Below are 22,406 nucleotides of genomic sequence, written 5' to 3' on the forward strand. Positions count from 1 at the left end.
TCTTTCTTCTATTTTTATATTACCTCTATTATAACCGAACATTCGTTCTGTATACAGTTAATGGGAAAAAACAGGACCTTTATCGTATCGTGAAAATTAGCCTTTCATATGTATGGTACAATTAGGTAATAAGGGGAGAGGATGTAACAAACACATAAGGGGGAGAGGGATGAATACGAAAGAACTTATCTTATTAAATAATGAAAAGCGTGAGCACTTAACACGAGAAAACCGCAACTATTATGAAGATATGCTGGCCTATATCCGTTTTCACTTTACCTTGTCCGAACGGAAGATAGAAGAAATCCTACTAGAACAATTGGATTATTTAATAGAAGAACAAAAGAAAGGGAATACTGCACAGGACATATTTGGGGAGAATCCGAAAGAGTATTGTAATAAGCTTATAGAGGAAGTGCCGCAGGAAACGAAAGGCAAAATGTTTCTTTTTGGTAGTTATATCCTATTGCAACTTTTAGGTTGGTTTCTGATCGGAAAAGGTGTTATTGATGTTGCTTTTTCATATTTTGGCAATGTGAATCCTACCACGGTACAACTGGGCTCTGGAATAGCCATTCTTATTATTATCGTTATCTTAATTGGGGCATTTGCAGTAGGGACATTATCTATATTAAAGCACGGTGTTTATATGAAATCGAAACGAAAAAATATAAAAAATTTCGTAAGCATTGCTGCATTGTTTGGTACAACCACCAGTCTAATTATATTAGTGCAAAAGTCTATGCCATCATTTGGAGTATCAATTAAATTAAGTGGCTATATCATACTTCTTTTCGGCATATTGACCTTACTTATTTCGAGGTTAGTAAATAAACGGTTAATGATGGTGACCGCTAACTCCAAACGTACGTAATCTAAAGTAATATTTTCAACTGTAAAGTTAAAGAAGCACACTGGGAATTCGTCCTAGTGTGCTCTTTATGATTGATGGTCATGAAACGTAATAAGTTTCTCATGTGCTTTTTGGCGTTCTTCTTCAGGTACAATGACATACCAAGAACCATTTATGTTTTCATTTCGACCTGATATTTGATAACTATCAACATGTTTACGTGTATTACGATAGTTTGTGAACAAATCTTTCATTTCACGAAAGGAAAGGTTCGTACTCATATTGTTCCCAAGTGTATGAAGGATCTCATCAATATGGTTAATTGAACTCAAACTTGCTCCTTTATCGATAATCCCTTGAATCACTAACCGTTGACGTTTGTTACGCCCTACATCTCCTTCTGGATCTTGTTTTCTCATACGGACGTAACCGATTGATTGCTCTCCGTCCAAAGTAATTGTGCCTTTTTTATAATGATAGCCTTTTTTATAATAACCTGAATCAACCCAACTTATCGGGTTTTTCACTGTGATACCTCCGACCGCATCCACCAATTGGGGTAATCCTTCCATGTTCATTTTAATATAGTAATCTAACTCAATATCTAAAAAGTTTTCAACAGTGGCGATAGTCATGTTTATGCCGTTTTTTTCTGTTCCACCAGCAGCTATACCGAGAGGGTAAGCGTGATTTATTTTATCTTGAATCCCTTTACCAACAATCTCCGTTCTCGTATCACGGGGGATACTCATCAATTGCATACGATCAGTGTTTGGATTTAAGGATAAGAGAATTAAAGTATCTGTACGTCCTATATCATTAATCCGTTCATCAACACCCATAAGGAGGATATGCAATGTTTCCTTTCCTTCTTCGGCCTTTTTCGGGTTTAACTCAATACTATCGACGGTTTTATATATGTCTACATCAACGGTTCTTTTTATCTCATTGTAGAGGTGATAAGCGTATCCACCTACACCTATAAAAAGAATTGTGATAAATATGAAAAAGAAACGTAATCTTTTATGCTTTTTCTTCTTTATATAATCAGTCCGCTTCCCCATTATACACACCTCAACTATCTATAAGTTTCTTTACAACATTTAGACGTTCGTAATCAAGGTGTGTTACATAGAAATGTATGGTAAAAAAGGGTTTGTTGATTTGTTATTATTTATTTTCGAATGATCATTACGATGAAACTAATGATGAAGGATATGAGTGTATATAATAGGACCCACATAAAAAACGTTACATTAAAAAATATAAACATAAGCAGTGTAGATAAAAAGAGTACAATTAACGGTATTACAATCCAGTGATTAACGAAGAAGCTGCCAATTATAGTAACAACTATGACGAGAACAGGAAAGGTAAGGAGAATAAGTAAAAATTCCATTTTTTCCACCAACTTTCATGAGAGAAATGATATATCCATATTCACTGTAATTTATTGGATATTGATGTAGTCATTTAAGCATTAAAAAACCGATTCCTCTGCGGGAATCGGCTAAATTATGAATTGCTGTATTTACTATTTTTTTGTAGAACAGCTTGAATAGTAAAGTAGCTAATGTGGTCAGGCAAAGCCTCTTTTAATGGTTTTAATTTGTTTTCGTTAACGGTTTGTTTCACTTGTAAAATCATTTTTTCTTCGTCACGTTTAAAAAGGGCGTCCCATTGTAATTCGTATCCCTCCTCTGCACTTCGGAGGAGATGTTTCTCAATTGTAGCAGGTGAATAGTCTCGATTATTAGCAATGCTTTCAATAGACATGCCTTGTTCATGTAACTTGAAAGAAATGAGATGACTAGGGGTGTCTGGGAACAAATCATCAATAGAAGCTGACTTCGTCAGTTGTTCTTCCTTTTTTCCGCCTGTGACATCTACTTGGATCAATGATTTGGACTTCTTTTTTCGTTCAGGTTTATGTTTTTTAACGTATTGTTGAATGGTATTCATAAACGGTTCGCCGTACTTTTCAAACTTCGCTTTACCTACACCGTTAATTTCCAACATTGAGTTTTCATCTGTAGGAAAATAGGTTGCCATATCTTTTAATGTTGCATCAGAAAAAACGATGTAGGGTGGGACGTTATATTCCTCGGCCATAGTCTTCCGTAATGTTCGTAGCTGGTTAAACAATTCGTTATGTTTTTCGCTTTGATTAGAAACTTTAACCGTTTTTCGGTAAACGTTCTTATCCCCTTTTAATACCTGAACAGCATTTGGCGTTAGTTTAACGACAGGGTACTTGCCTTCGGTAAGAGATAAGTAGTTTTCGGCTAATAAATAGTGAATTAAGACGACGATGTCCTTTTCCTTTTGATTTTGCATAATGCCGTACGTAGATAGAGTTTGAAATTTTAATTCTTTAATACGTTGGTTTTTAGAGCCTTTGAGTACTTGAGCAATAAGTGTGACACCAAAATTTTCATCCATTCGTTTTACACAAGAAAAAATCTTCTGTGCCTCAATTGTAATGTCTACTTTTTCCCGTTCGTCTTGACAATTACTACACTTCTCACAATCCGTTTCTTCTTGATGATCCCCGAAGTAGGAAAGGAAAAATGTATGTAAACATTGTTCTGTATGACAAAATTGAATCATTTGTTGAAGACGTTGGTATTCATTGCTCCGTTTTTCTTCACTTAATTGGCTTTCCTCGATTAAAAACTTATGAATTTGTACATCTCGAGAAGAGTATAGAATGTAGCATTCGCTTTCTTCACCATCACGACCAGCACGACCAGCCTCTTGGTAATACGATTCAATGTTCCGAGGCATATTGTAATGAATGACGTAACGGACGTTCGATTTATCAATTCCCATACCAAAAGCATTTGTTGCTATCATAACGGATACATTATCTAGTATAAATTGTTCTTGTGCATGTTGTCTCTCTTCTTCACTAAGACCAGCATGGTATTTCGCAACAGAGATATTTTGCTTTTTCAAATGTTCATAGAGTTGGTCTGTTTCTTTTCTCGTTGTCGCATAAATAATCCCGGATTCGTCTTTTCGTTTTTGGATAAAATCGAGGACGAAAGGGCGTTTCTTTTCTCCTTTTAGTACATTGAAGGAAAGGTTGTCTCTTGCGAAAGTCGTAAATACTGTTTGTTCCTTTGAGATGTCAAGTAATGTACGAATATCTGACGCAACTTCTTCGGTTGCAGTTGCTGTTAACGCCATAATGACAGCTTTTCGACTCAACTGTTGAATTTTCGGAATAATGGATCGATAACTTGGTCTAAAATCGTGCCCCCATTGGGAAATACAATGTGCCTCATCAAAGGCGATTAAAGAGAGTTGAATGGAAAATAAGCAATTTAAAAAGGCTCCGGATTCAAATCGCTCTGGAGCAACGAAGACGATATCATAGTTTCCATCCTTCATTTGTTGTAACCGCTCATCAACCTCGCCCCGTGAGAGTGTACTATTAATATATGTCGCAGGCACCCCGACATTTTGCAGTGCATCAACTTGGTCTTTCATTAACGAGATAAGAGGTGAAATAATAATGGCAGTGCCTGGCATGACGAGAGCGGGAATCTGATAGCAAAGTGACTTTCCGCCTCCTGTAGGCATAATCCCAAGTGTGTTTCGTTGATTAAGTGCGTGTTCTATAATTTCCTGTTGTCCTTTTCGGAAGGAAGGAAAACCAAATATATCTTGTAAATATTGTTCAGCTTGTTTTAACATGAAACCACCTTTTATATCTAGCTGTACGTAAATAAGCTTTTTTAGGCTATCATTTAATTATCTAATATCTCATTATGGGGCTTATTTATGACATTGTAAAGGTAGCAATGGGGAATTACACAATACCATGAATCATTAAATAAAAGAAAAAAGTAGAAGTTAGTAAAGAGAATAAAAAAGAAAACGAACTAAAGATTGATAATTGAACATAACGCATGTGTGAGTCCATGCGTTATGTCACAGTTTATCATAGACTCCAAATTGAAGAGACTTGAATAAGTGATAAATGCCGACAGCTGAAAGAATGCAAAATAGAGGGATAATATATTGACCGTAACGCGTTAGGGGTAAAAATACATTAGATACGGCTATATAAATGAAAATGATACCCACTAACCCGGCTACTGCATTGTTTTTTCTTAAAAAATAAGCACTAATTGTACCGGTAATTAAAATGAAAAAGTGGTGAATGTAAAACATAGCATTCATGAATGATGAAAAGTGAAATCGGTATAGGTGATCAGGTTCTCTAAACATCCACAATGTTTTTCCTAACGTAAACCAAGATATCCAAAGAACAGGATCGTTTTTCAACCCCTCTACAATCCGTTGTTTGGCGTATTCCTTATAACTTAGGCCGAGCTCTCTCGCTTCTTTTGCCAAGTTTACACTTGGATTTTGATAAAAGGGATCTGTCCCTAATAACATTGGATTACCTGCATGAGAAGAAAAAATATGTAGTTGTTGAAAGACGAGATAATTGCGGATAATCCATGGGAAAATCAAAAACAAAGGTCCAACCCACCATAATAACCCTATCCTTATACCTTCTCTCCACTTATATTTATATAACACTAGTCCAAATGCTAATAGAAGCATTGGTGCAGGGGTTGGGCGTACCATTAAACTAACGGCCGCCGCAAAGCCGAAGAGAATGTGCCACTTTGTTTTATTTTCTTGAAAAGCCATAATAAAAAGCAATATAGCTAAATAAAGAGTGAACGATCCCGGTGTCTCGGTTAAGAGTTTTTTAAAATAATGGTATTGAGGAATTGTAACTAAAAACAGCACTGCAGCCAGGATAGAAATGATTCGATTATGAAAGAGTCTCTCCGATATCATATAAACAAAGAAAATAGTGAGTAAATTTAGCATCATATTAAAAACTGCTGTTAAGAAAAACTTATCTACATTTAAAAAGTCCGCAATCATAAAGATAGATACAAGATAAAAGGGGTGTCCAGGTGTAACATAGGCGTCGGGTCCTTGTCCTTGATAGGAATAATAATTTTCCTCAATAAAGGTTTCAGCCATTTTAATATATTTAATTTCATCTGGTGCAGATAATTCAATTGTCCGACCAAATAGTAATAAATAGAGATGAAAAGCTAACGCTATTAGTAGAATCATCGTAATGGGGATATGTTTTTTTCCTAATTCCATTTGAACCACCTATCTAGAAATTAAAAACACGCCCAATATAATGACTAAAATCCCAAGCCAATGCTGAGCGGTTACTGTTTCCTTAAAAATTACAACTGCTAGTATTGCTCCGAATACATAACTAATACTTTGAAAAGGATACGCAACGCTTAAGGGCATCTTGGACAACACATAAAGCCAACAAACCGTTGCAATGGCGTACGTGAAACCTCCAAACCAAAAAAAGGGACTAGTAAACACGGTTGTGAAGGCGTCAACGTCCCATTGCTTCACATCTTCAACCGATAATTTCCAAAACATTTGTCCCAGAACTAACAAAAAAATGTTCCCGATCATAAAACCGTAGATCATTCATTTGCCCTGCCTTGCTTCTTTTGTTGTTCTATTTTCAGTTGGAGTAAGCTATATTCCTGGGTGAGGGTGTCTAGTTGCCGGTGTAGCTTTGAAATCCTTCGGGTTGCATCAAAAATGAGGATGAGGGCAAATAGAAGCCCAAATAAAAAGAGTAATGATGGAGCGTAATATACATTCATAACATCTGCAATTTTATTAATTAACCCTTCAAACATAATGAGAACCGCCAATGCAAAACAAGTGTTAAACCAAAGGATTGAGTATTTCGTTTCTAAAATTCCTCTTCGAACTGATTCAAATACAAATACAAAAATAAGTAACACAATAATAAAGGATACTAGTGAGACGTCCATGATAAATCACTCCTTGAGAATGGTACGCATGCAGATGGACAAAGATACTTTAAGCATGTAATAAAGGGAACGAATTTTTGAGATGGATGTTTTTCCGCCTTGTCGTTCAGACATATATACCGTTTTCTCTGCAACCTTATAATTATTTTTGACTAGATCAATAATAACTTCAGGCTCTGGATAGTCTTTAGGATAGTTGGTGGAAAATTTTTTCATGACTTTTTTATTTACCACTCTGAATCCAGATGTTGCATCGGTAATTTTCTGACGTGTAAGTAAAAAAATTAAAATTTGAAAGTACCATATACCAATTCTGCGGTATGGGCTTCCTTTGTAATCGGTTTGGGTTAAAAATCTTGAGCCAATAACCATATCTAAGTCATGTTCAATCAAGTGGTGGATTAAACTTTCCAAATCTTTTTCATTATGCTGACCATCAGCATCAAACTGGATAGCTAGGTCATATCCTTTTTGAACAGCGTATTTATAACCGGTTTGAACTGCTCCGCCTATTCCGACATTATATGGGAGATGAATAACTGTAATGTCGTCAAATTCATCTAAAATTTCTGCCGTTCTGTCTGTTGATCCATCATTGACAACACAAATATCTAGACCGTTTAATTGTTTTCTCGCCCATAGTAGTTTTTGTATTGTTTCCTTAATAACATCTTCTTCATTAAAGGCTGGTACGATAATAACAGCATCGAAGTTATCCATTTATGTCTCTCCTGTTCTTACGATGTTTGTCGTTAGTATACCCAGACAATGGGAAAAACATGAAAGTTGTCTTGTTCGTTGAGTACTACCTGAATAGTATAGACAAGGAGATCCTCTCTGTATACTTTAAAAAACATCACATTTGAACTATTACAACGGAACAACTTTTATGTGGATGAAAGTACAAAGAAAGAAAAAGTGGTTGAGTGGGTGTTTTGATTATTGTATAGTTGTATTAGTTTGCAAATATGTGGTTTTGTTCACAGTTTTTGAGGGAGGGTGTAATATTGTTTGCAAAAGAACGGCATGAAATTATTATGCAAAAACTTCAACAAGATGGATCTGTTCGCGTATCCTTTTTAGTGCGGGAGTTTGGTGTTTCTGTGGAAACGATTAGACGTGACTTGGAGCACTTAGAAAAAGAGGGACATTTAAAACGGGTGCATGGTGGAGCAGTGTTGGAGAAAGTAAATAGTAAACAGCTGACATCAACGGTGAGAGAAACGAAATACATCGAAGAAAAGAAAGAAATTGCGAAAAAAGCAATCGAATATGTGACTGAAGGTCAATCGATAGCCATTGATGTTAGTACAACCAATACAGAATTTGCTAAGGCATTAAAGACGAGATTCACACAACTTACTGTATTAACAAACTCTATGGAAATTACAAAGGAACTTTCGGATATGCCAGATTATACAATTTTGTTTGCAGGAGGTATTGTACGAAACCAAGAACTTTGTACAATTGGTGATTTAGCAGAGCAATTTGTATCCAATTTTCATATTGATACGTTCTTTATGAGTATGAGCGGAATATCGCTAAATAAAGGTTTTACTGATTATGGTATTGGTGAGATACAAGTGAAAAAGAAGATGTTAGAAAATGCACAGCAAGGTATTGTACTTGCGGATAGTAGTAAGTTTGATGTTGTTTCACTTGTGAAAGTGTGTGATTTCCATCAAGTGAGTCGTATTATTACAGATTCAAAATTAAATGAGCCAATTTTAGAGAAATATAAAGATAACGGTGTAGAAGTAATCGTTTAACAGCGTTAAAACTTAGAATAATAATTCTAAGTTTTTTTATTTTCTAAAAAATCCTTTAACCCCTGATATGAACAGCTTTAAATACTTCTGCATGTAGATAAAACCGTTTTTGCTGTTGACAGTTTATACAACGTTAATTAGAATGAAAAACAACAAATAAACACACATAACTACAATTAAAAGCATAAAAAATCATGTGTTTTTGTGTGTTTGTGGAAAGGGGGTACTTATGAGGAAAATTGTGATAAATGAAAAAGTCTATGAAATAGATGGCATTTTATTTGATAAAGATGGTACATTAGTGGATTTTGGGAGTCTTTGGATCACGTGGACGAAGGATTTGATTGATAAAATCGTTCATAAGACAGACATATCATGCAATAAAGAAACGTATGCAAATGCACTAGGTTTTTCTTATGAAGAACGTACATGGGACCCAAAAGGACCTTTGGCCATTGGGTCACTGCAAGATATCATATCAATCCTATCCCGTGAATTATATTCTAATGGTGTACCATGGAATGACGCGTTTAAACTTGTTAATGATAGTTATCAAGAAGTCGAATCCGATTTCAATTGGCATGATAGCGTAAAGGCAATTCGCGGCTTGAGAGACTTTTTGCAACAAGCATCAAATCGATCAATTAAAATGGGGGTTGTAACCTCTGATAATTATGATAGGGCTCGTCACCAATTAAAACTACTTGAAATTGATCATTATTTCTCAGCGATTGTTGGTCACGATTCGGTTGAACAAGGTAAACCGTTTCCTGAAATGGTAAAGGTTGCCTGTAAACGAATGGATGTGAAACCAGAACGAACCATTGTGATCGGAGACTCGAATGGAGATATGTTATTAGGAAGAAATGCAAAATCATTAAGCAGTATTGGGATTGTATCGAAAGAAGGACAATCCACAGATCATTTAATAAATGCTGATGCTATTATTCGCGATTATACGAATGAGTTTATAAAAATAGGTTAATAGAAAGGTGATAATATGAAAAAATTTGGCATAAATGCATTACTTATTGTTTTAGCGATGGTGATTGCAGCATGTGGTAGTAATAATGCAAATTCAAGTCAAGAACCGATTAAAGTTTATACACATAATGATTCAGAAGAAATGCAGGATTTAGTAAAAGGATTAAAGGAAGAAACAGGTATTGAAGTAGATGTATTACGTATGTCCAGTGGTGAAGCATGGAGCCGTATTGAATCCGAATCACCAAACTTTGGTGCTGAAATGCAGTGGGGAATGTTACATAGTTTTGCATTAAAAGCAGAACAAAATGATTTTTTAGAATCCTATCACTCTCCAACATGGGAAGATGTACCAGATAATTTTAAAGATCCAGACGGTAAATGGTATGGTTGGTCCTATTGGTTTAACCTATTAGCAATAAATACAGATATTTTGGAAAGTAAAGGGCTAGATAAGCCGGAGTCATGGGAAGATTTATTGGATCCACAATATGAAGGGGAGATTGTTCTTCCGGACCCAGGTACTTCAGGTACAGCATTTTTATTTGTATCTACCATTATGCAAATTATGGGTGAAGAAGAAGGTTGGAAGTATTTAGAGAAGTTGGATCAAAATGTTGCACAATATACAAAGTCAGGATCTGCACCTGCTCAAATGGTAGCCCAAGGTGAATATGCAATTGGAATTACGTGGGATCAAGCAGTGTTTGACCGTGTGGAAGAAGGATACCCTGTTGAGGCGGTTTTTCCAACAGAAGGTGTAGGTTATGATCTAGACGTTATTTGGATGTTTAAAGATGCGGAAAATCAAGACCAAGTAAAAGAAATCATTGATTACATTGGTTCTGAAAATGGTATGGAAGAAGCGTCGAAACATCGTTCAATGGTTACAAAGCCTGGTTTTGTTGGAACAGTAGAAAACATTGACCAGTACTTAATCGACTATGATGCAGTATGGGCAGCAGAAAACCGCGAACGGGTTATGGAAGAATGGAGAACGAAATTTTCTAACTAAACGAGGTGTCTATTCATGGAAATAGGATCGCAACAACGATCTCTTCAGACACGACCTTTTCTACGAGAGTGGAAAAGGTTGTGGTCTGAACCTTTATTTGCCATAGCAACTATTATATTGGCATTATCTATTATCATCTTTATCGTAGCTCCTGTATTTGCAGTGCTTTTAAAATCCTTCGGGATTGGCACAGGTGATTTCACAGTTGCCAACTATGAAAAATTTTTTCAAACTTCATATTACATAAACTCTCTATTAAATAGTGTCAAAGCCGCTCTTATCTCTACTGCTGCTGTAGTATTGTTAAGCGTTGTTGTCTCTCTGTATGTTACAAGGTCACAAAGCTTTGTTGCGAAAACATATCGAGGTATCGCTTTATTGCCGTTAGTGGCACCCCCATTTATTTTTTCATTGTCCTTAATTATTTTGCTTGGCCGTAATGGTGTGGTTACCCAGTATTTAAATAGTTGGTTCGGCTGGGAGTTTAGTATATACGGTTTCTGGGGAGTTGTGTTCGCACAAATAATTGGGTACTTTCCGGTTGGATATATGTTAGTAGAAAGTACATTACGAACAACAAATACAAGTTTAGAGCAAGCTTCACAAGATTTAGGTGCAAACCAATGGAAAACGATTTTTAACATTACCATTCCGTTGGCGAAATCGGGGATAATTAAAGCAGGATTACTTGTTTTTGTTATGGCGTTAGCTGATTTTTCGAACCCGATGATTATAGGGGGAGGCTTACCCTTTTTAGCGTCTGATGCGTATTTATTAGTTGTTGGACAGCAAAACATTGAGATGGCAGCTGTTCTCGGTGTCTTTTTAATCGTACCTAGCTTACTTGTCTTTATTTTTCAAACATATTTCTTAAAAGATACAAACCTTGAAACGATAAGTGGAGAATCAGGCGGTAACAATGCACCGTTAAAAGGGACGGTAAAAAGGGTGATTACGACCGTTACTACTATATTTATCGCATTTATTTCCCTTATGTTTATTATGGTAGTGCTCGGTGCTTTTGTGAAAATTATTGGTATTAACAATGCTTTTACGTTAGAGCATTTTTCTAATCAAACTGGTTGGGACTCTTTATATAACAGTATTGTCGTTTCCTTTTTTGGTGCGCTATTAGCAGCCGGATTGGGGATATTACAAGGATTTTTGTTTGCCCGAAAGGCCATCCCGGGCAAGAAACTTCTTGAATTTTTAACATTATTTGGTTTAGCTGTTCCAGGTACGGTTATGGGAATTGGTTATGTACTTATTTTTAATGGCCCACCGTTCTTCTTAACTGGAACCGTCATGCTGCTCGTGTTGAATATGGCATTTCGTAAAATTGGTGTAGGTCTTGAAGCAGGGATTAGTAAAATGCACCAAATCGATACATCAATGGAAGAAGCCTCACAAGATTTAGGTGCAGGTCCGTACCGAACATTTTGGAGTGTTGTATTACCATTGTTAACCCCTGCCTTTGTAGCAGGATTCGTGTATGCTTTCATGACAGCGATGGTATCAATCAGTTCAGTAATTTTCCTAGTATCTCCTGGTACGAACTTAGCTGCTACGTACATCTTAAACTTAGCTGAACAGGCACGTATAGGCATGGCTTCAGCGATGTCATTCATCTTAATTGTCATTGTGCTAGGCTGTATCGGTCTATTGAAAATCCTAGAAAAGAAAAGTGGAGTAAAAGTGTAGAGGAGGGATTGCGCTAATATGGAAAAAGAAATCTTAGTGTTAGATAACTTATATAAACACTTTGGAGATGTAAAGGCTGTTAACGGCATTTCAATCGATATAAAAGAAGGTGAACTGATTTCTTTTATAGGGCCGAGTGGATGTGGAAAAACAACATTATTACGAATTATTGGTGGCTTTCATGAGCAGGATTCTGGAGACATTATACTTGATGGGTCTGTTGTAAATGATGTACCACCAAATAAACGATCAACGGGAATGGTGTTTCAAAATTACGCACTATTTCCTCATATGACTGTGTACGATAATATAGCCTACGGTTTGAAGCAACAGAAAGTGTCCAAAGCGGAACGGGATAAACGAATTAAGGATGCCTTAGCACAAGTACAGCTTGCTGGATATGGAGATCGAAAGCCTAGCCAACTAAGTGGTGGACAACAACAACGAGTCGCCATTGCTCGCTGTCTCGTTTTAAAACCGAAAGTATTATTATTAGATGAACCGTTATCAAATTTAGACGCCAATCTACGAATGGATATGCGTGAAGAAATTCGACGCCTTAAGGAGGAATTAAACCTTACAATCATATTTGTTACCCACGATCAAGAAGAGGCGTTAAGTATTTCTGACCGAATTGCTGTATTAAATAAAGGGGTTATTCAACAGCTGGATAGGCCTGATGTTGTCTATAATCAGCCTGCAAATGAATTTGTTGCCAATTTCGTTGGTCATGTAAATATTTTAGAAGGTAGTATCGAATCTAAGGGAGATGACGTTCAGTTCAAAAGTGAAGATGTCCAATTTGACATTGTTTCCCAGGAACAAGGTTCTCTTGACGAGACGAAGGCCGTTATTCGGCCTGAAAGTATAACCATTGATGATACGAGTTCTATTAAAGGTACAATTACAAAATACATTTATAACGGAAGCTTCATTCGGTACTACGTTCAAATCGGAGAACATGAAGTAAGTGTAGATGAATTTGATATTTCAAATATGGACTTATATCAAAAAGGTGACACAATAGGAATTCGATTTACGAATACTCCACACTTGTTAGAGGTATAATCATCAAAAGCTTGTGACAAATATTATAAATATTTGTTCAAGCTTTTTTGTTGATGATTCATTGCATGATATGTTCTCATTCTGATAAAAAAAATGGCGAAACAGGTCTTATTTTTTATAAGGAAAATTTAAAGGTTTCAGGATAATCGCTTATTGGCATAATATATATAGATACAGATTGAGGTTTTTCGCGGGGGGCGATTGGCATTTCATTTATTAAAAAAACGGGAGAATGCACACATAATCATGATCCCATTACAATAAAAGAAGGCGCTTTCGTCGATGAAGAAAAAAAGGTCACTTATGCTATATTGGAAGTGGAAGCACCAATTCCGTCGGCCAAACCGCCTATGAATGATCATGGTGAAAAAGGGTAAATATTCCTGTTTTCACCATTTTTTATATGTTTTTATGATTTCCTCTGATAAAATTTGATTTGTAAATGACCGACGCAGAAGAGGTGGTGGAATGGAACAACGACCCTTGTTGAATGTAACTTTTGTTTCTAGCATATTAGGTATTATAAGTTTTTTTATTTTTATGATTACCCTACCAGAAAAAAGTTTACATTTATTGTCAGGCTTCATTCTGTTCCCGTTCTCAGAGAAGATAATACCAGGGGCAGACAGTCATAAACTTTTACATTGGTTAGCGATTGTCGTAAGTATAGGGTTCTATATTATTTTTTCCTTAGGGTTGGTCAAGCTATTATATAAAAAAGAGAACAAATCATACCCGAAAATTATTTGCCAAGATGAAATTGCAGCCATGTTAGATGCAGTGGAATCTAGTACAGACTTTCATATAAATGAGAAAATCATTCATTTTATGAATGAATTTGATAAAACAACGGCCCAAATGTTCGGGATGGACAGGAAAGATTTAAAAAGTTTATGGGTTTTACAGATGGGGCAACGGGAGTACGAGCAATATTTCGGAAAATCTAAAGTGGGTCGGTACGATAATGAGAATAAAACGTACCTCTGTATCGTAGATTTAAATGATGAGTCACATCCAACCGAAGAAGAAAAACGGATTATTCAATGGGCATTACGCCAGCCAAATCCACAGTTTTGGGATGATCGAATAAAGCGCAACTTTCGAGGCGTACATAAAGAGTTTGTTTTTGTAAGAAATTATGGAGAATTTCGTTTAGGGTATGCTCTATTATTCAATCAATATGGAAAAGTAACAGAAGAAAGATTAAAACAATTCCATATAGCATCTTCCTATCTAATGTTGCTAGGGAAAATAGACAATCTTACCGAAAAAATGGTAAAATATATTGTAGAAAAGGTGGTTTAAACAATGAGATGGGAAGAAGATAAGAAAAATCAAACAGCAGTTTCCATAACCGTTACAACCATACCTACAGATACCAAAGTAACTCCAGCCAATTATGAATTCGGTTTCAAACGGTTAAATTCAAAAACGGGCAAGAAAAACATGACCTTGAAATCAGCAAAAGCTCGAAGATATGTATAATAGATGACTTCAAACTGACGTGCGTGTGGTGATTTTTAATAGCCACGCGTTTTTTTCTGGAGGAAGCAGGAGAATGAACGACAACCCATACCCTCAAACACAGTTGAAGACACGTAGTTGGATATGAAGCACTGTGAACAACAGATGTCTGTATGAAACTTGGAAAGTGATCCTATAATCAATTGAATCGCTATAATAATAGAATAGTGTGACAGGGGGAAAGAAGATTGCATTGGTTTATGATTGTTTTCGTCTTCCTAGGCGGTGTTGCAGTGGCAACTCAGGCAGGTATTAACGGAACACTTGGAAGGCGAATTGGGGTTTTAGAATCTTCGTTTGTGTCTTTTTTTATTGGTACAGTTGCTCTATTCCTACTGATGTTGTTTTTTGGTCGAGGTAACATTTTAGCAACATTTTCTGTACCAAGGTGGCAACTTACAGGAGGACTATTAGGTGCATTTTATGTTTGGAGTATTATATATGCAGCACCTAAAATAGGGGTTGCGACTTCCCTTATGGCTGTAATAATTGGACAGCTATTTATGAGTACTCTATTAGACCATTACGGGTTTGTTGGCAAGACGATTCCAATTGATATGCAGCGTACATTTGCTTTGTTATTAATGATCGTTGCCCTATTTTTATTTTACCGAAAATAAACGATTGGGTAGAAAAGGGAGCAATGAGAAATAGGGGTTTCATGAGAATCATGTATCAAAAATTAAAAAAATTAAAAATTACCGTTGACTTTTTTCTGAATTTTGATTTATTATTATCACTATCACATTAAAAACGAATATTATTTATTCTTCTTATCCCGAGAGGTGGAGGGACTGGCCCTATGAAACCTCGGCAGCGGATCTGAACGTTATGTCAGATACTGTGCCAATTCCAGCAAGTGTATAACGCACTTGAGAGATAAGAAGAGACGGATTTTGCATGTATACATACAATCCTCTCTTCTTGTCTCAAAGAAGAGAGGATTTTTTAATGGACAAAAAATACAACAAGAAAGGGGTGCTTACGTAATGATTCAGTTTAATCAAGTTTCTAAAATTTATGAACATAATGGCAGTGACATAATTGCTGTTGATAATGTGAGTTTAAAAATAAATACTGGTGAAATATTTGGTGTCATCGGTTTTAGTGGGGCAGGTAAAAGTACATTAATTAGGCTTGTAAATCAATTGGAAACACCAACATCAGGTCAAATACTTGTTGGTAATGAAGATATATCGAGCTTCCCGCAGCATAAATTGCGAAAAGTCCGTCAAGACATAGGGATGATTTTTCAACACTTTAACTTACTGGAAACGAAAACGGTCTATCATAATGTTGCGTTTCCTTTACTGCTAGCTGGCACAAAAAAGAAGGAAGTAAAAAGAAGAGTTGAGGAAATTTTAGATTTCGTAGGCTTAACAGATAAGGTGAACCACTATCCTGATCAACTTTCCGGAGGGCAAAAGCAACGGGTAGGAATTGCGAGAGCTTTATCAACTTCACCAAGTATCCTTTTGTGTGATGAGGCAACGTCTGCTCTGGACCCGGAAACGACAAAATCGATTCTCCGTCTTTTAAAGAAGGTGCGAGACGAGTATAATATTACGATTCTAATGATTACACATGAAATGAACGTCATCCGTGAAATTTGTGACCGGGTAGCGGTCATGGAAGATGGGAAAGTGATTGAAGATGGATCAATATTCGATGTTTTCTCAAACCCACAACATAAAACGACGGCAAAGTTTGTTCAAAGTGTAATGAAAGATGACATTCCGGAATCGATATTAAAAGATATCGATCAACACGGTGGAAGGCGTCACATTTATCGGGTAACGTTTGTCCGAGAAACAGCTAGTCAGCCTATTTTATCTCAAGTATCAAAGCGATTTGATGTGGAAGTGAATGTCTTATATGGACAAATTACAGAACTACAACAAGTTCCATTTGGAAATTTAATCGTTGAATTTCAAGGAGAAGATGCGGAAATTTTACGAGCAATTGATTACATACAATCAACCGTATTAATTCAGGAGGTGGACCAACATGGAAGTTGATTTGATTCAATTCGCACCTAGAATATGGGAGGCCACAGTTGAAACGTTGCAAATGGTTTCCATTGCCTTAGCACTTGCTTCCTTAATTGGATTCCCACTCGGAATTGCACTAGTTGTTACGAAGGCAAACGGTTTAATGGAAAATCGAGCGGTGTTTACTGTTTTAAACGCGATTATTAACATCTTTCGTTCCATCCCATTTATTATATTACTTGTTGCCATTTTGCCAGTTACAAGATTAATAGTTGGAACTTCAATTGGAACGGCAGCTGCCGTTGTACCACTTGTCTTTTTTACTGGTCCATACATAGCCCGTCTAGTAGAAAGTAGTTTACATGACGTAAACAAAGGTGTCATTGAAGCGGCAACAGCGATGGGGGCGACCAACTGGCAAATCATTTGGCGGGTATATTTACCGGAAGCATTAAGTTCTATCGCATTAAACATTACCATTGCAACAATTGGGCTCGTTGGAGCTTCTGCAATGGCAGGGTTTGTTGGTGGTGGGGGCTTAGGGGATCTCGCCATCTCATACGGTTACCAACGATTTGAAACAAATGTCATGATTACAACGGTCGTATTACTCGTTGTCATCGTTCAAATTGTTCAAACAATAGGAAATTATTTATCAAAAAGATTAAGAAGATTATAACTAAACAGGAGGAAAAAACATGAAAAAACTTATCGGATTTCTATCAATTTTATTCGTATTAGCATTAGCGGGGTGTGGATCATCTGCATCTGGGGATGAAAACAAGGTTGTGAAAATAGGTCTAAACGGTTCCGGATTCCCAATATGGGAAAAGATTGAAGAGCTAGCAGCTGAAGAAGGCATTGAGTTAGATTTAGTAGAATTTGCTGATTATGTACGACCAAACTTAGCATTGGCTGACGGTGATGTTGATTTAAACGCATTCCAAACGGTATCATATTTTGACTCGTTTATTGAAGAACATAACTTAGATTTAGCTCCTGTAGCTACGACGTTAATTGCTCCTATGGGAATTTACTCTGAGAAATATGAGGATGTTACAAATATTCCAAATGGAGCAAAGGTTGCATTACCGAAAGAAGCAACGAATATGGGGCGTGCATTACTTTTACTAGAAGCAGCAGGGTTAATTGAATTACCAGATGATTTCGATGGAAATGGATCAATTGAAAAAATCGCAGCTAATCCAAAAGAATTAGACTTTGAACCGATTGTTGCGGCGCAAACTCCACGTGTACTTCCGGATGTTGCCATCTCAATTATTAACAACGGTGTGGCGGTAGAGGCTGGTTTCACGCCTGTCGAAGATGCCATCTTTATTGAAGATGATACAGCAACACCTTATATTAATATCATAGCAGCAAGAGCAGAAGAAGTTGATAATGAGACATATCAAAAAATTGCTAACATTTATCAGCAGGAAGTAGTAGCCCAACATATCCGTGACGTTTATAGTGATTCATTAATTCCAACATTTGTACCTTTAGATCAAATCGGCTGGTAATAGGAGAGTTATAATATGACAACTGCTTTGTTAGAAAGTTCAATCGTAAATTTTATTGAAGAACATAAAGACGAGTATATTCAAACGAGTCATTCTATTCATGAAAATCCGGAGATAGGAAATGAAGAAGTGTACGCTTCCTCTCTCCTCCGGAGCCTTCTTCAAAAAAATGGCTTTGAAGTAGATGTAAACATCCCTGAGCATGAAACTGCGTTTCTTGCAAGGATACGTTCATCTAAACCCGGGCCGAAGATCGGCTTTTTAGCAGAATATGATGCACTACCTGGTTTAGGTCATGCTTGTGGTCATAACATTATTGGTACTACATCTGTTCTCGCAGCGATTTCCTTAGCGACGCACTTAGAGGAAATTGGCGGAGAAGTCGTCGTTTTAGGGACGCCGGCAGAAGAAGGCGGTCCGAACGGTAGTGCAAAAGGGACATTTGTACGCCACGGATTAGTTCAAGATTTAGATGCATGTATGATGATCCACCCTCAAGGTCGAACATGTGGATCAAGTCCTACATTAGCAGTTGACCCGGTTGATTTTGAGTTTTTCGGCAAGCCTGCTCATGCGGCGGTAATTCCAGAGGCGGGAATTAACGCACTTGATAGCGTTATTCAACTGTATAATGGCGTAAATGCCTTACGTCAACATGTTACAGATGATGTTCGTATTCATGGTATTATTTTGGACGGTGGAGAAGCACCAAATATTGTGCCAGAATATGCTCGTGCTCGTTTTTTTATCCGAGCTGCTACGAGAAAAGCTTGTGATAAAGTGACAAAAAAGGTAGAGGAAATTGCTAAAGGCGCTGCTCTTATGACAGGTGCCACATATAAAATGAAGAGAATTCAAAACGGTGTGGACGATTTTAAAGTTACACCACGCTTTGAACAGCTATTCCGTAAGAAGATTGAAGCGTTAGGCGAACAATATAAGGTAGAAAGGAAAGGCATTGGCTCAACAGATGCAGGAAATGTAAGTCAAGTAGTGCCAACCATTCACCCGTTTATTAAAATCGGCCCTGAAGATTTAGTTCCACATACAGAGGCATTTCGTGAAGCTGCCAAGTCTGAACAAGGGGACCATGCACTTGTTACAGGAGCAAAAGGATTAGCACTAACTGCTTTGGATCTATTTGTTCAGCCGGAATTACTTCAACAAATTAAAGAAGAACATCAACAAGTTTAGAAGAAAGGCTTGGAACTCCAAGCCTTTCTTTTTAATTTTTCGCCCTTTATTTACAGTGTTAATGATATGGTTAGAAGTCATTTTAATAGTCCAGATAACGCCGCCAAAAAAGGGAGTTCAAGTAAAGGGACCGTCGCTAACAATAATGCTATCAAAGGTTCATTGGGAAAAGTAGTCATCGCAAAAGCTAAAGCGAGTGGAGAGTTACGAGCCAATGTTGTAAAGTGTAAGCTTATGCGATCACGTTTTGGAAACTGTAATTTCTTTGCAACAATAAAACTAACTACATAATTAATAAAAAAGAATAAGGCTAACGGGATACAAATCCACCAAATGGAGCGAATATGTTGTATAAACATGCCTCCTTGGGAGGTAAACATTGCAGTGATAGCTAACAATAAAAGGACTGTAGGTATGTTCGAAATGCTTAATTGAAGACGTTGAACAGTCTTAGTCTTACCAATCTGTTTTGTCAAGAATGCACCAAACATAGGAAATATGAACATGAGAAAAATACTTTTTATTACGTCTACAAGATGTAGTATCCCGGTTATTCCAACAAAAACATATAAGAAAACCGGTAATAACACAATTTGGACGAGGAAATTCAACGGTAATATCGCTGTCGATAAGTGAACATTTCCATTAGATGCTTTTGTGAAAATGAGATACCAATCTGTACAAGGTGTAACAATCAATAGAAGAAACCCAACATACAGAGCAAAATGTTGGGTTAAGAAACATTGTGCTAAGATCCATGCGACAAATGGGGACCATAGAAAGTTAATTATAAGAGAAGCACTCGTGAACCGAATGTGTTTATAAGAAGACACTACTTTTCGAATGGGAATTTCCAAAAAGGTGAAATATAACATTCCGATTAATAGAGGTACGATAACGGCTTCTGCGAGGTCGGGGACCGTATTGATTTGGCCTAATCCAAATCCTAAGACGATCGATACAAAAACAAAGAGAATATAATATTTATCAAAGATATTCATCATACATCACCTTGGGTATTAGACGTTAAGTTCATTGTAACAAAACAATGAACTTGGAATTCTTGTAGGATAACAAAAATTTTGTTTATCATTTGAAAATTTTGTATTCATATAATAAAATAAATGCAACTACTAGGGGAGTCTGTTTTTCAGACTGAGAGAAAAGGAATGGAACTTTTCGACCCTTAAGACCTGATCTGGATCATGCCAGCGTAGGGAAGTAGCTGTTTATACATATTACGTTATGTATTGCTACTAAACCAGGTCTTTTTTAGGCCTGGTTTTTTTATACTTAAAACTACGTAGAATTGGGCATTACAGGCAGGTTTCTCAAAAAAAAGGAGGATCTGTAATGAACATTCAAGAACAAACAGTCTTAGTTACAGGAGGTAGCCGAGGCTTAGGAGAACAAATTGTACGTGCATTTGCGAAAGAAGGGGCAAATGTTGTCGTCAATTACTATCAAAGTGAGGAAAAAGCGATTGCACTGGCAAATGAGCTAGGAGAAAACGTAATTGCAATTCAAGCTGATGTAAGAAATAAAGAAGAAGTGGAAGGTATGGTAAATCGAGCGAAGGAAGTTTTCAGTACCTCCATCACCACGATCATAAATAATGCGTTAGTCGGCTTTAAATTTGATCCAACTGCACAACAAACTGCTTTTGATATAAGTTGGGAGCAGTTTGAAACACAGCTTGAAGGTAGTGTGAAAGGGGCATTAAATACAGTTCAAGCGTGCTTGCAAGATATGAAGGAAATCGGATTTGGAAGAATTATTAACGTTGGAACGAATTTATTTCAAAACCCTGTCGTTCCGTATCATGAATATACAACAGGAAAGGCTGCCTTAGTTGGATTCACACGAAATTTTGCCCGTGAGTTAGGTCAATACGGAATTACGGTAAATATGATTTCTGGCGGATTATTAAAGGAAACAGATGCAAGTAGCGTAACGACAGAAGAAGTGTTCAATATTATCCAAACCACTACACCATTACAAAAAGTGACGACACCAGCAGAATTTGCTGATACAGCGTTGTTTTTTGCTTCACCTTGGTCTAGGGCTGTTACTGGCCAAAACCTTGTCGTTGATGGCGGACTTGTAATGGATTAAGGAAAGGGGGAATTTACATGAAGAAACTAATTCAAACAGTACGGGAAACGAAACCGTTAGTACACAATATTACAAATGTGGTCGTCACAAACTTTACGGCAAATGGGCTGTTGGCTTTAGGAGCATCACCAATTATGGCCTACGCGAAAGAGGAAGTGGAAGATATCGCTCAAATATCGGGTGCACTTGTCCTCAATATTGGAACTTTAACTACTGAAGAAGTAGAAGCGATGATTATGGCAGGGAAATCAGCCAACAAACATAACGTTCCAGTTGTTTTCGATCCAGTAGGGGCAGGAGCGACGCCATATCGTACGGAAGTAGCACAACGGATTTTAAAGGAAGTAAACGTCTCTATCCTACGTGGTAATGTATCCGAAGTAGCAGTAATTGCAGGAGAAGATGTCATGACGAAAGGTGTAGATGCTGCAGAAGGCGGAAACGCAATTGAGATTGGGAAAAGTGTGGCGTCATTATTTGAATGTACAGTTGTGATTACAGGTGAGGAAGATGTTATTGTGGACGATCAGTGCATCAACGTTGTCAAAAATGGAACGCCAATATTAACGAAAGTAACAGGTACAGGGTGCTTACTCTCCTCGGTAATTGGTGCCTTTGCCGCTGTAGAAAAAGATTTTGTTAAAGCAGCAACTGCTGCAACTGCACTATATGGAATTGCTGCTGAAAAAGCTGAGGAAAACGAATCAACAAACGGACCAGGGAGTTTCCAACTTGCATTTCTTGATCAACTATCATTAGTAGATGAAACGGATTTTCAGCGAGCTAAAATTATAGAAACGAAACTTAAGGGGTAATG

The 22,406-nt window shown here is 36.9% G+C and carries 23 protein-coding genes and 2 riboswitches; of the genes, 15 read left to right on the forward strand and 8 right to left on the reverse strand.

The features are described 5' to 3' along the window. The first annotated feature begins 169 nt into the window (after positions 1–169). Positions 170–874, forward strand: a complete 705-nt coding sequence (locus NLW78_RS03175; RefSeq protein ID WP_254495540.1) for a DUF1129 family protein — start codon at positions 170–172, stop codon at positions 872–874. Positions 875–939: 65 nt separating this feature from the next. On the opposite strand, the gene NLW78_RS03180 is transcribed toward NLW78_RS03175, so the two are convergent. From NLW78_RS03180 to NLW78_RS03205, 7 genes are all read right to left on the reverse strand, one after another. Next, positions 940–1,917, reverse strand: coding sequence for an LCP family glycopolymer transferase (locus tag NLW78_RS03180; protein ID WP_254495541.1), 978 nt, complete (start codon positions 1,915–1,917; stop codon positions 940–942). 110 nt (positions 1,918–2,027) lie between these two features. After that, entirely contained in the window at positions 2,028–2,252 is a 225-nt protein-coding gene (locus tag NLW78_RS15635; protein WP_367617650.1) for a DUF2651 family protein, read from the reverse strand. A gap of 116 nt (positions 2,253–2,368) precedes the next feature. Beyond that, positions 2,369–4,555 (reverse strand): DNA helicase RecQ, encoded by a 2,187-nt coding sequence (gene recQ / locus NLW78_RS03185; protein ID WP_254495542.1) that lies wholly within the window; start codon positions 4,553–4,555, stop codon positions 2,369–2,371. A gap of 237 nt (positions 4,556–4,792) precedes the next feature. Next, positions 4,793–5,998 carry an ArnT family glycosyltransferase gene (locus tag NLW78_RS03190; protein WP_254495543.1) on the reverse strand — a complete coding sequence of 402 codons (1,206 nt, stop codon included), beginning with the start codon at positions 5,996–5,998 and terminating at the stop codon, positions 4,793–4,795. A gap of 9 nt (positions 5,999–6,007) precedes the next feature. Next, on the reverse strand, positions 6,008–6,349 hold the full coding sequence (locus NLW78_RS03195) for an EamA family transporter (RefSeq protein WP_254495544.1): 342 nt from the start codon (positions 6,347–6,349) through the stop codon (positions 6,008–6,010). Further along, positions 6,346–6,705 carry a DUF2304 domain-containing protein gene (locus tag NLW78_RS03200; protein WP_254495545.1) on the reverse strand — a complete coding sequence of 120 codons (360 nt, stop codon included), beginning with the start codon at positions 6,703–6,705 and terminating at the stop codon, positions 6,346–6,348. Before NLW78_RS03200 ends, NLW78_RS03195 begins: the two co-directional genes overlap by 4 nt. 6 nt (positions 6,706–6,711) lie before the next feature. Continuing rightward, positions 6,712–7,425 (reverse strand): glycosyltransferase family 2 protein, encoded by a 714-nt coding sequence (locus tag NLW78_RS03205; protein WP_254495546.1) that lies wholly within the window; start codon positions 7,423–7,425, stop codon positions 6,712–6,714. 287 nt (positions 7,426–7,712) lie between these two features. On the opposite strand from NLW78_RS03205, the gene NLW78_RS03210 reads away from it, so the two are divergent. From NLW78_RS03210 to NLW78_RS03265, 12 genes are all read left to right on the forward strand, one after another. Next, entirely contained in the window at positions 7,713–8,474 is a 762-nt protein-coding gene (locus NLW78_RS03210) for a DeoR/GlpR family DNA-binding transcription regulator (RefSeq protein ID WP_254495547.1), read from the forward strand. A gap of 229 nt (positions 8,475–8,703) precedes the next feature. Next, on the forward strand, positions 8,704–9,459 hold the full coding sequence (locus NLW78_RS03215; protein ID WP_254495548.1) for an HAD family hydrolase: 756 nt from the start codon (positions 8,704–8,706) through the stop codon (positions 9,457–9,459). A 15-nt stretch (positions 9,460–9,474) separates the two neighbouring features. Beyond that, entirely contained in the window at positions 9,475–10,473 is a 999-nt protein-coding gene (locus NLW78_RS03220) for an ABC transporter substrate-binding protein (RefSeq protein WP_254495549.1), read from the forward strand. Between the two features lie 15 nt (positions 10,474–10,488). Further along, the gene (locus NLW78_RS03225) at positions 10,489–12,174 is read left to right on the forward strand and encodes an ABC transporter permease (protein WP_254495550.1); all 1,686 of its coding nucleotides are present in this window, start codon (positions 10,489–10,491) and stop codon (positions 12,172–12,174) included. 18 nt (positions 12,175–12,192) lie between these two features. Next, positions 12,193–13,242, forward strand: a complete 1,050-nt coding sequence (locus NLW78_RS03230; protein ID WP_254495551.1) for an ABC transporter ATP-binding protein — start codon at positions 12,193–12,195, stop codon at positions 13,240–13,242. A gap of 468 nt (positions 13,243–13,710) precedes the next feature. Beyond that, positions 13,711–14,547, forward strand: coding sequence for a hypothetical protein (locus NLW78_RS03235; RefSeq protein ID WP_254495552.1), 837 nt, complete (start codon positions 13,711–13,713; stop codon positions 14,545–14,547). Between the two features lie 3 nt (positions 14,548–14,550). After that, positions 14,551–14,727, forward strand: a complete 177-nt coding sequence (locus tag NLW78_RS03240; protein ID WP_254495553.1) for a hypothetical protein — start codon at positions 14,551–14,553, stop codon at positions 14,725–14,727. Between the two features lie 239 nt (positions 14,728–14,966). After that, the gene (locus NLW78_RS03245) at positions 14,967–15,386 is read left to right on the forward strand and encodes a DMT family transporter (protein ID WP_254496082.1); all 420 of its coding nucleotides are present in this window, start codon (positions 14,967–14,969) and stop codon (positions 15,384–15,386) included. A 150-nt stretch (positions 15,387–15,536) separates the two neighbouring features. After that, positions 15,537–15,652, forward strand: a riboswitch (SAM riboswitch). Positions 15,653–15,755: 103 nt separating this feature from the next. Further along, on the forward strand, positions 15,756–16,784 hold the full coding sequence (locus NLW78_RS03250; protein ID WP_254495554.1) for a methionine ABC transporter ATP-binding protein: 1,029 nt from the start codon (positions 15,756–15,758) through the stop codon (positions 16,782–16,784). Further along, positions 16,774–17,436, forward strand: coding sequence for a methionine ABC transporter permease (locus NLW78_RS03255; protein ID WP_254495555.1), 663 nt, complete (start codon positions 16,774–16,776; stop codon positions 17,434–17,436). Before NLW78_RS03250 ends, NLW78_RS03255 begins: the two co-directional genes overlap by 11 nt. 19 nt (positions 17,437–17,455) lie before the next feature. Further along, the gene (locus NLW78_RS03260) at positions 17,456–18,280 is read left to right on the forward strand and encodes a MetQ/NlpA family ABC transporter substrate-binding protein (RefSeq protein ID WP_254495556.1); all 825 of its coding nucleotides are present in this window, start codon (positions 17,456–17,458) and stop codon (positions 18,278–18,280) included. Positions 18,281–18,295: 15 nt separating this feature from the next. Continuing rightward, positions 18,296–19,474, forward strand: coding sequence for a M20 family metallopeptidase (locus NLW78_RS03265; RefSeq protein WP_254495557.1), 1,179 nt, complete (start codon positions 18,296–18,298; stop codon positions 19,472–19,474). Between the two features lie 77 nt (positions 19,475–19,551). Here the strand turns inward: NLW78_RS03265 and NLW78_RS03270 are convergent, their stop codons facing one another. Next, positions 19,552–20,475, reverse strand: a complete 924-nt coding sequence (locus tag NLW78_RS03270) for an arsenic resistance protein (RefSeq protein WP_254495558.1) — start codon at positions 20,473–20,475, stop codon at positions 19,552–19,554. 124 nt (positions 20,476–20,599) lie between these two features. Next, positions 20,600–20,711: riboswitch (TPP riboswitch) on the forward strand. A gap of 116 nt (positions 20,712–20,827) precedes the next feature. Between NLW78_RS03270 and NLW78_RS03275 the strand changes: the two genes are divergently transcribed. Continuing rightward, entirely contained in the window at positions 20,828–21,589 is a 762-nt protein-coding gene (locus tag NLW78_RS03275) for a 3-oxoacyl-ACP reductase (protein ID WP_254495559.1), read from the forward strand. Positions 21,590–21,606: 17 nt separating this feature from the next. Further along, the gene (gene thiM, locus NLW78_RS03280; protein ID WP_254495560.1) at positions 21,607–22,404 is read left to right on the forward strand and encodes a hydroxyethylthiazole kinase; all 798 of its coding nucleotides are present in this window, start codon (positions 21,607–21,609) and stop codon (positions 22,402–22,404) included. The last annotated feature ends 2 nt before the right edge of the window (positions 22,405–22,406 follow it).

This window comes from Salirhabdus salicampi, from assembly GCF_024259515.1.
In the GTDB taxonomy this organism is placed as follows: domain Bacteria; phylum Bacillota; class Bacilli; order Bacillales; family Alkalibacillaceae; genus Salirhabdus_A; species Salirhabdus_A salicampi.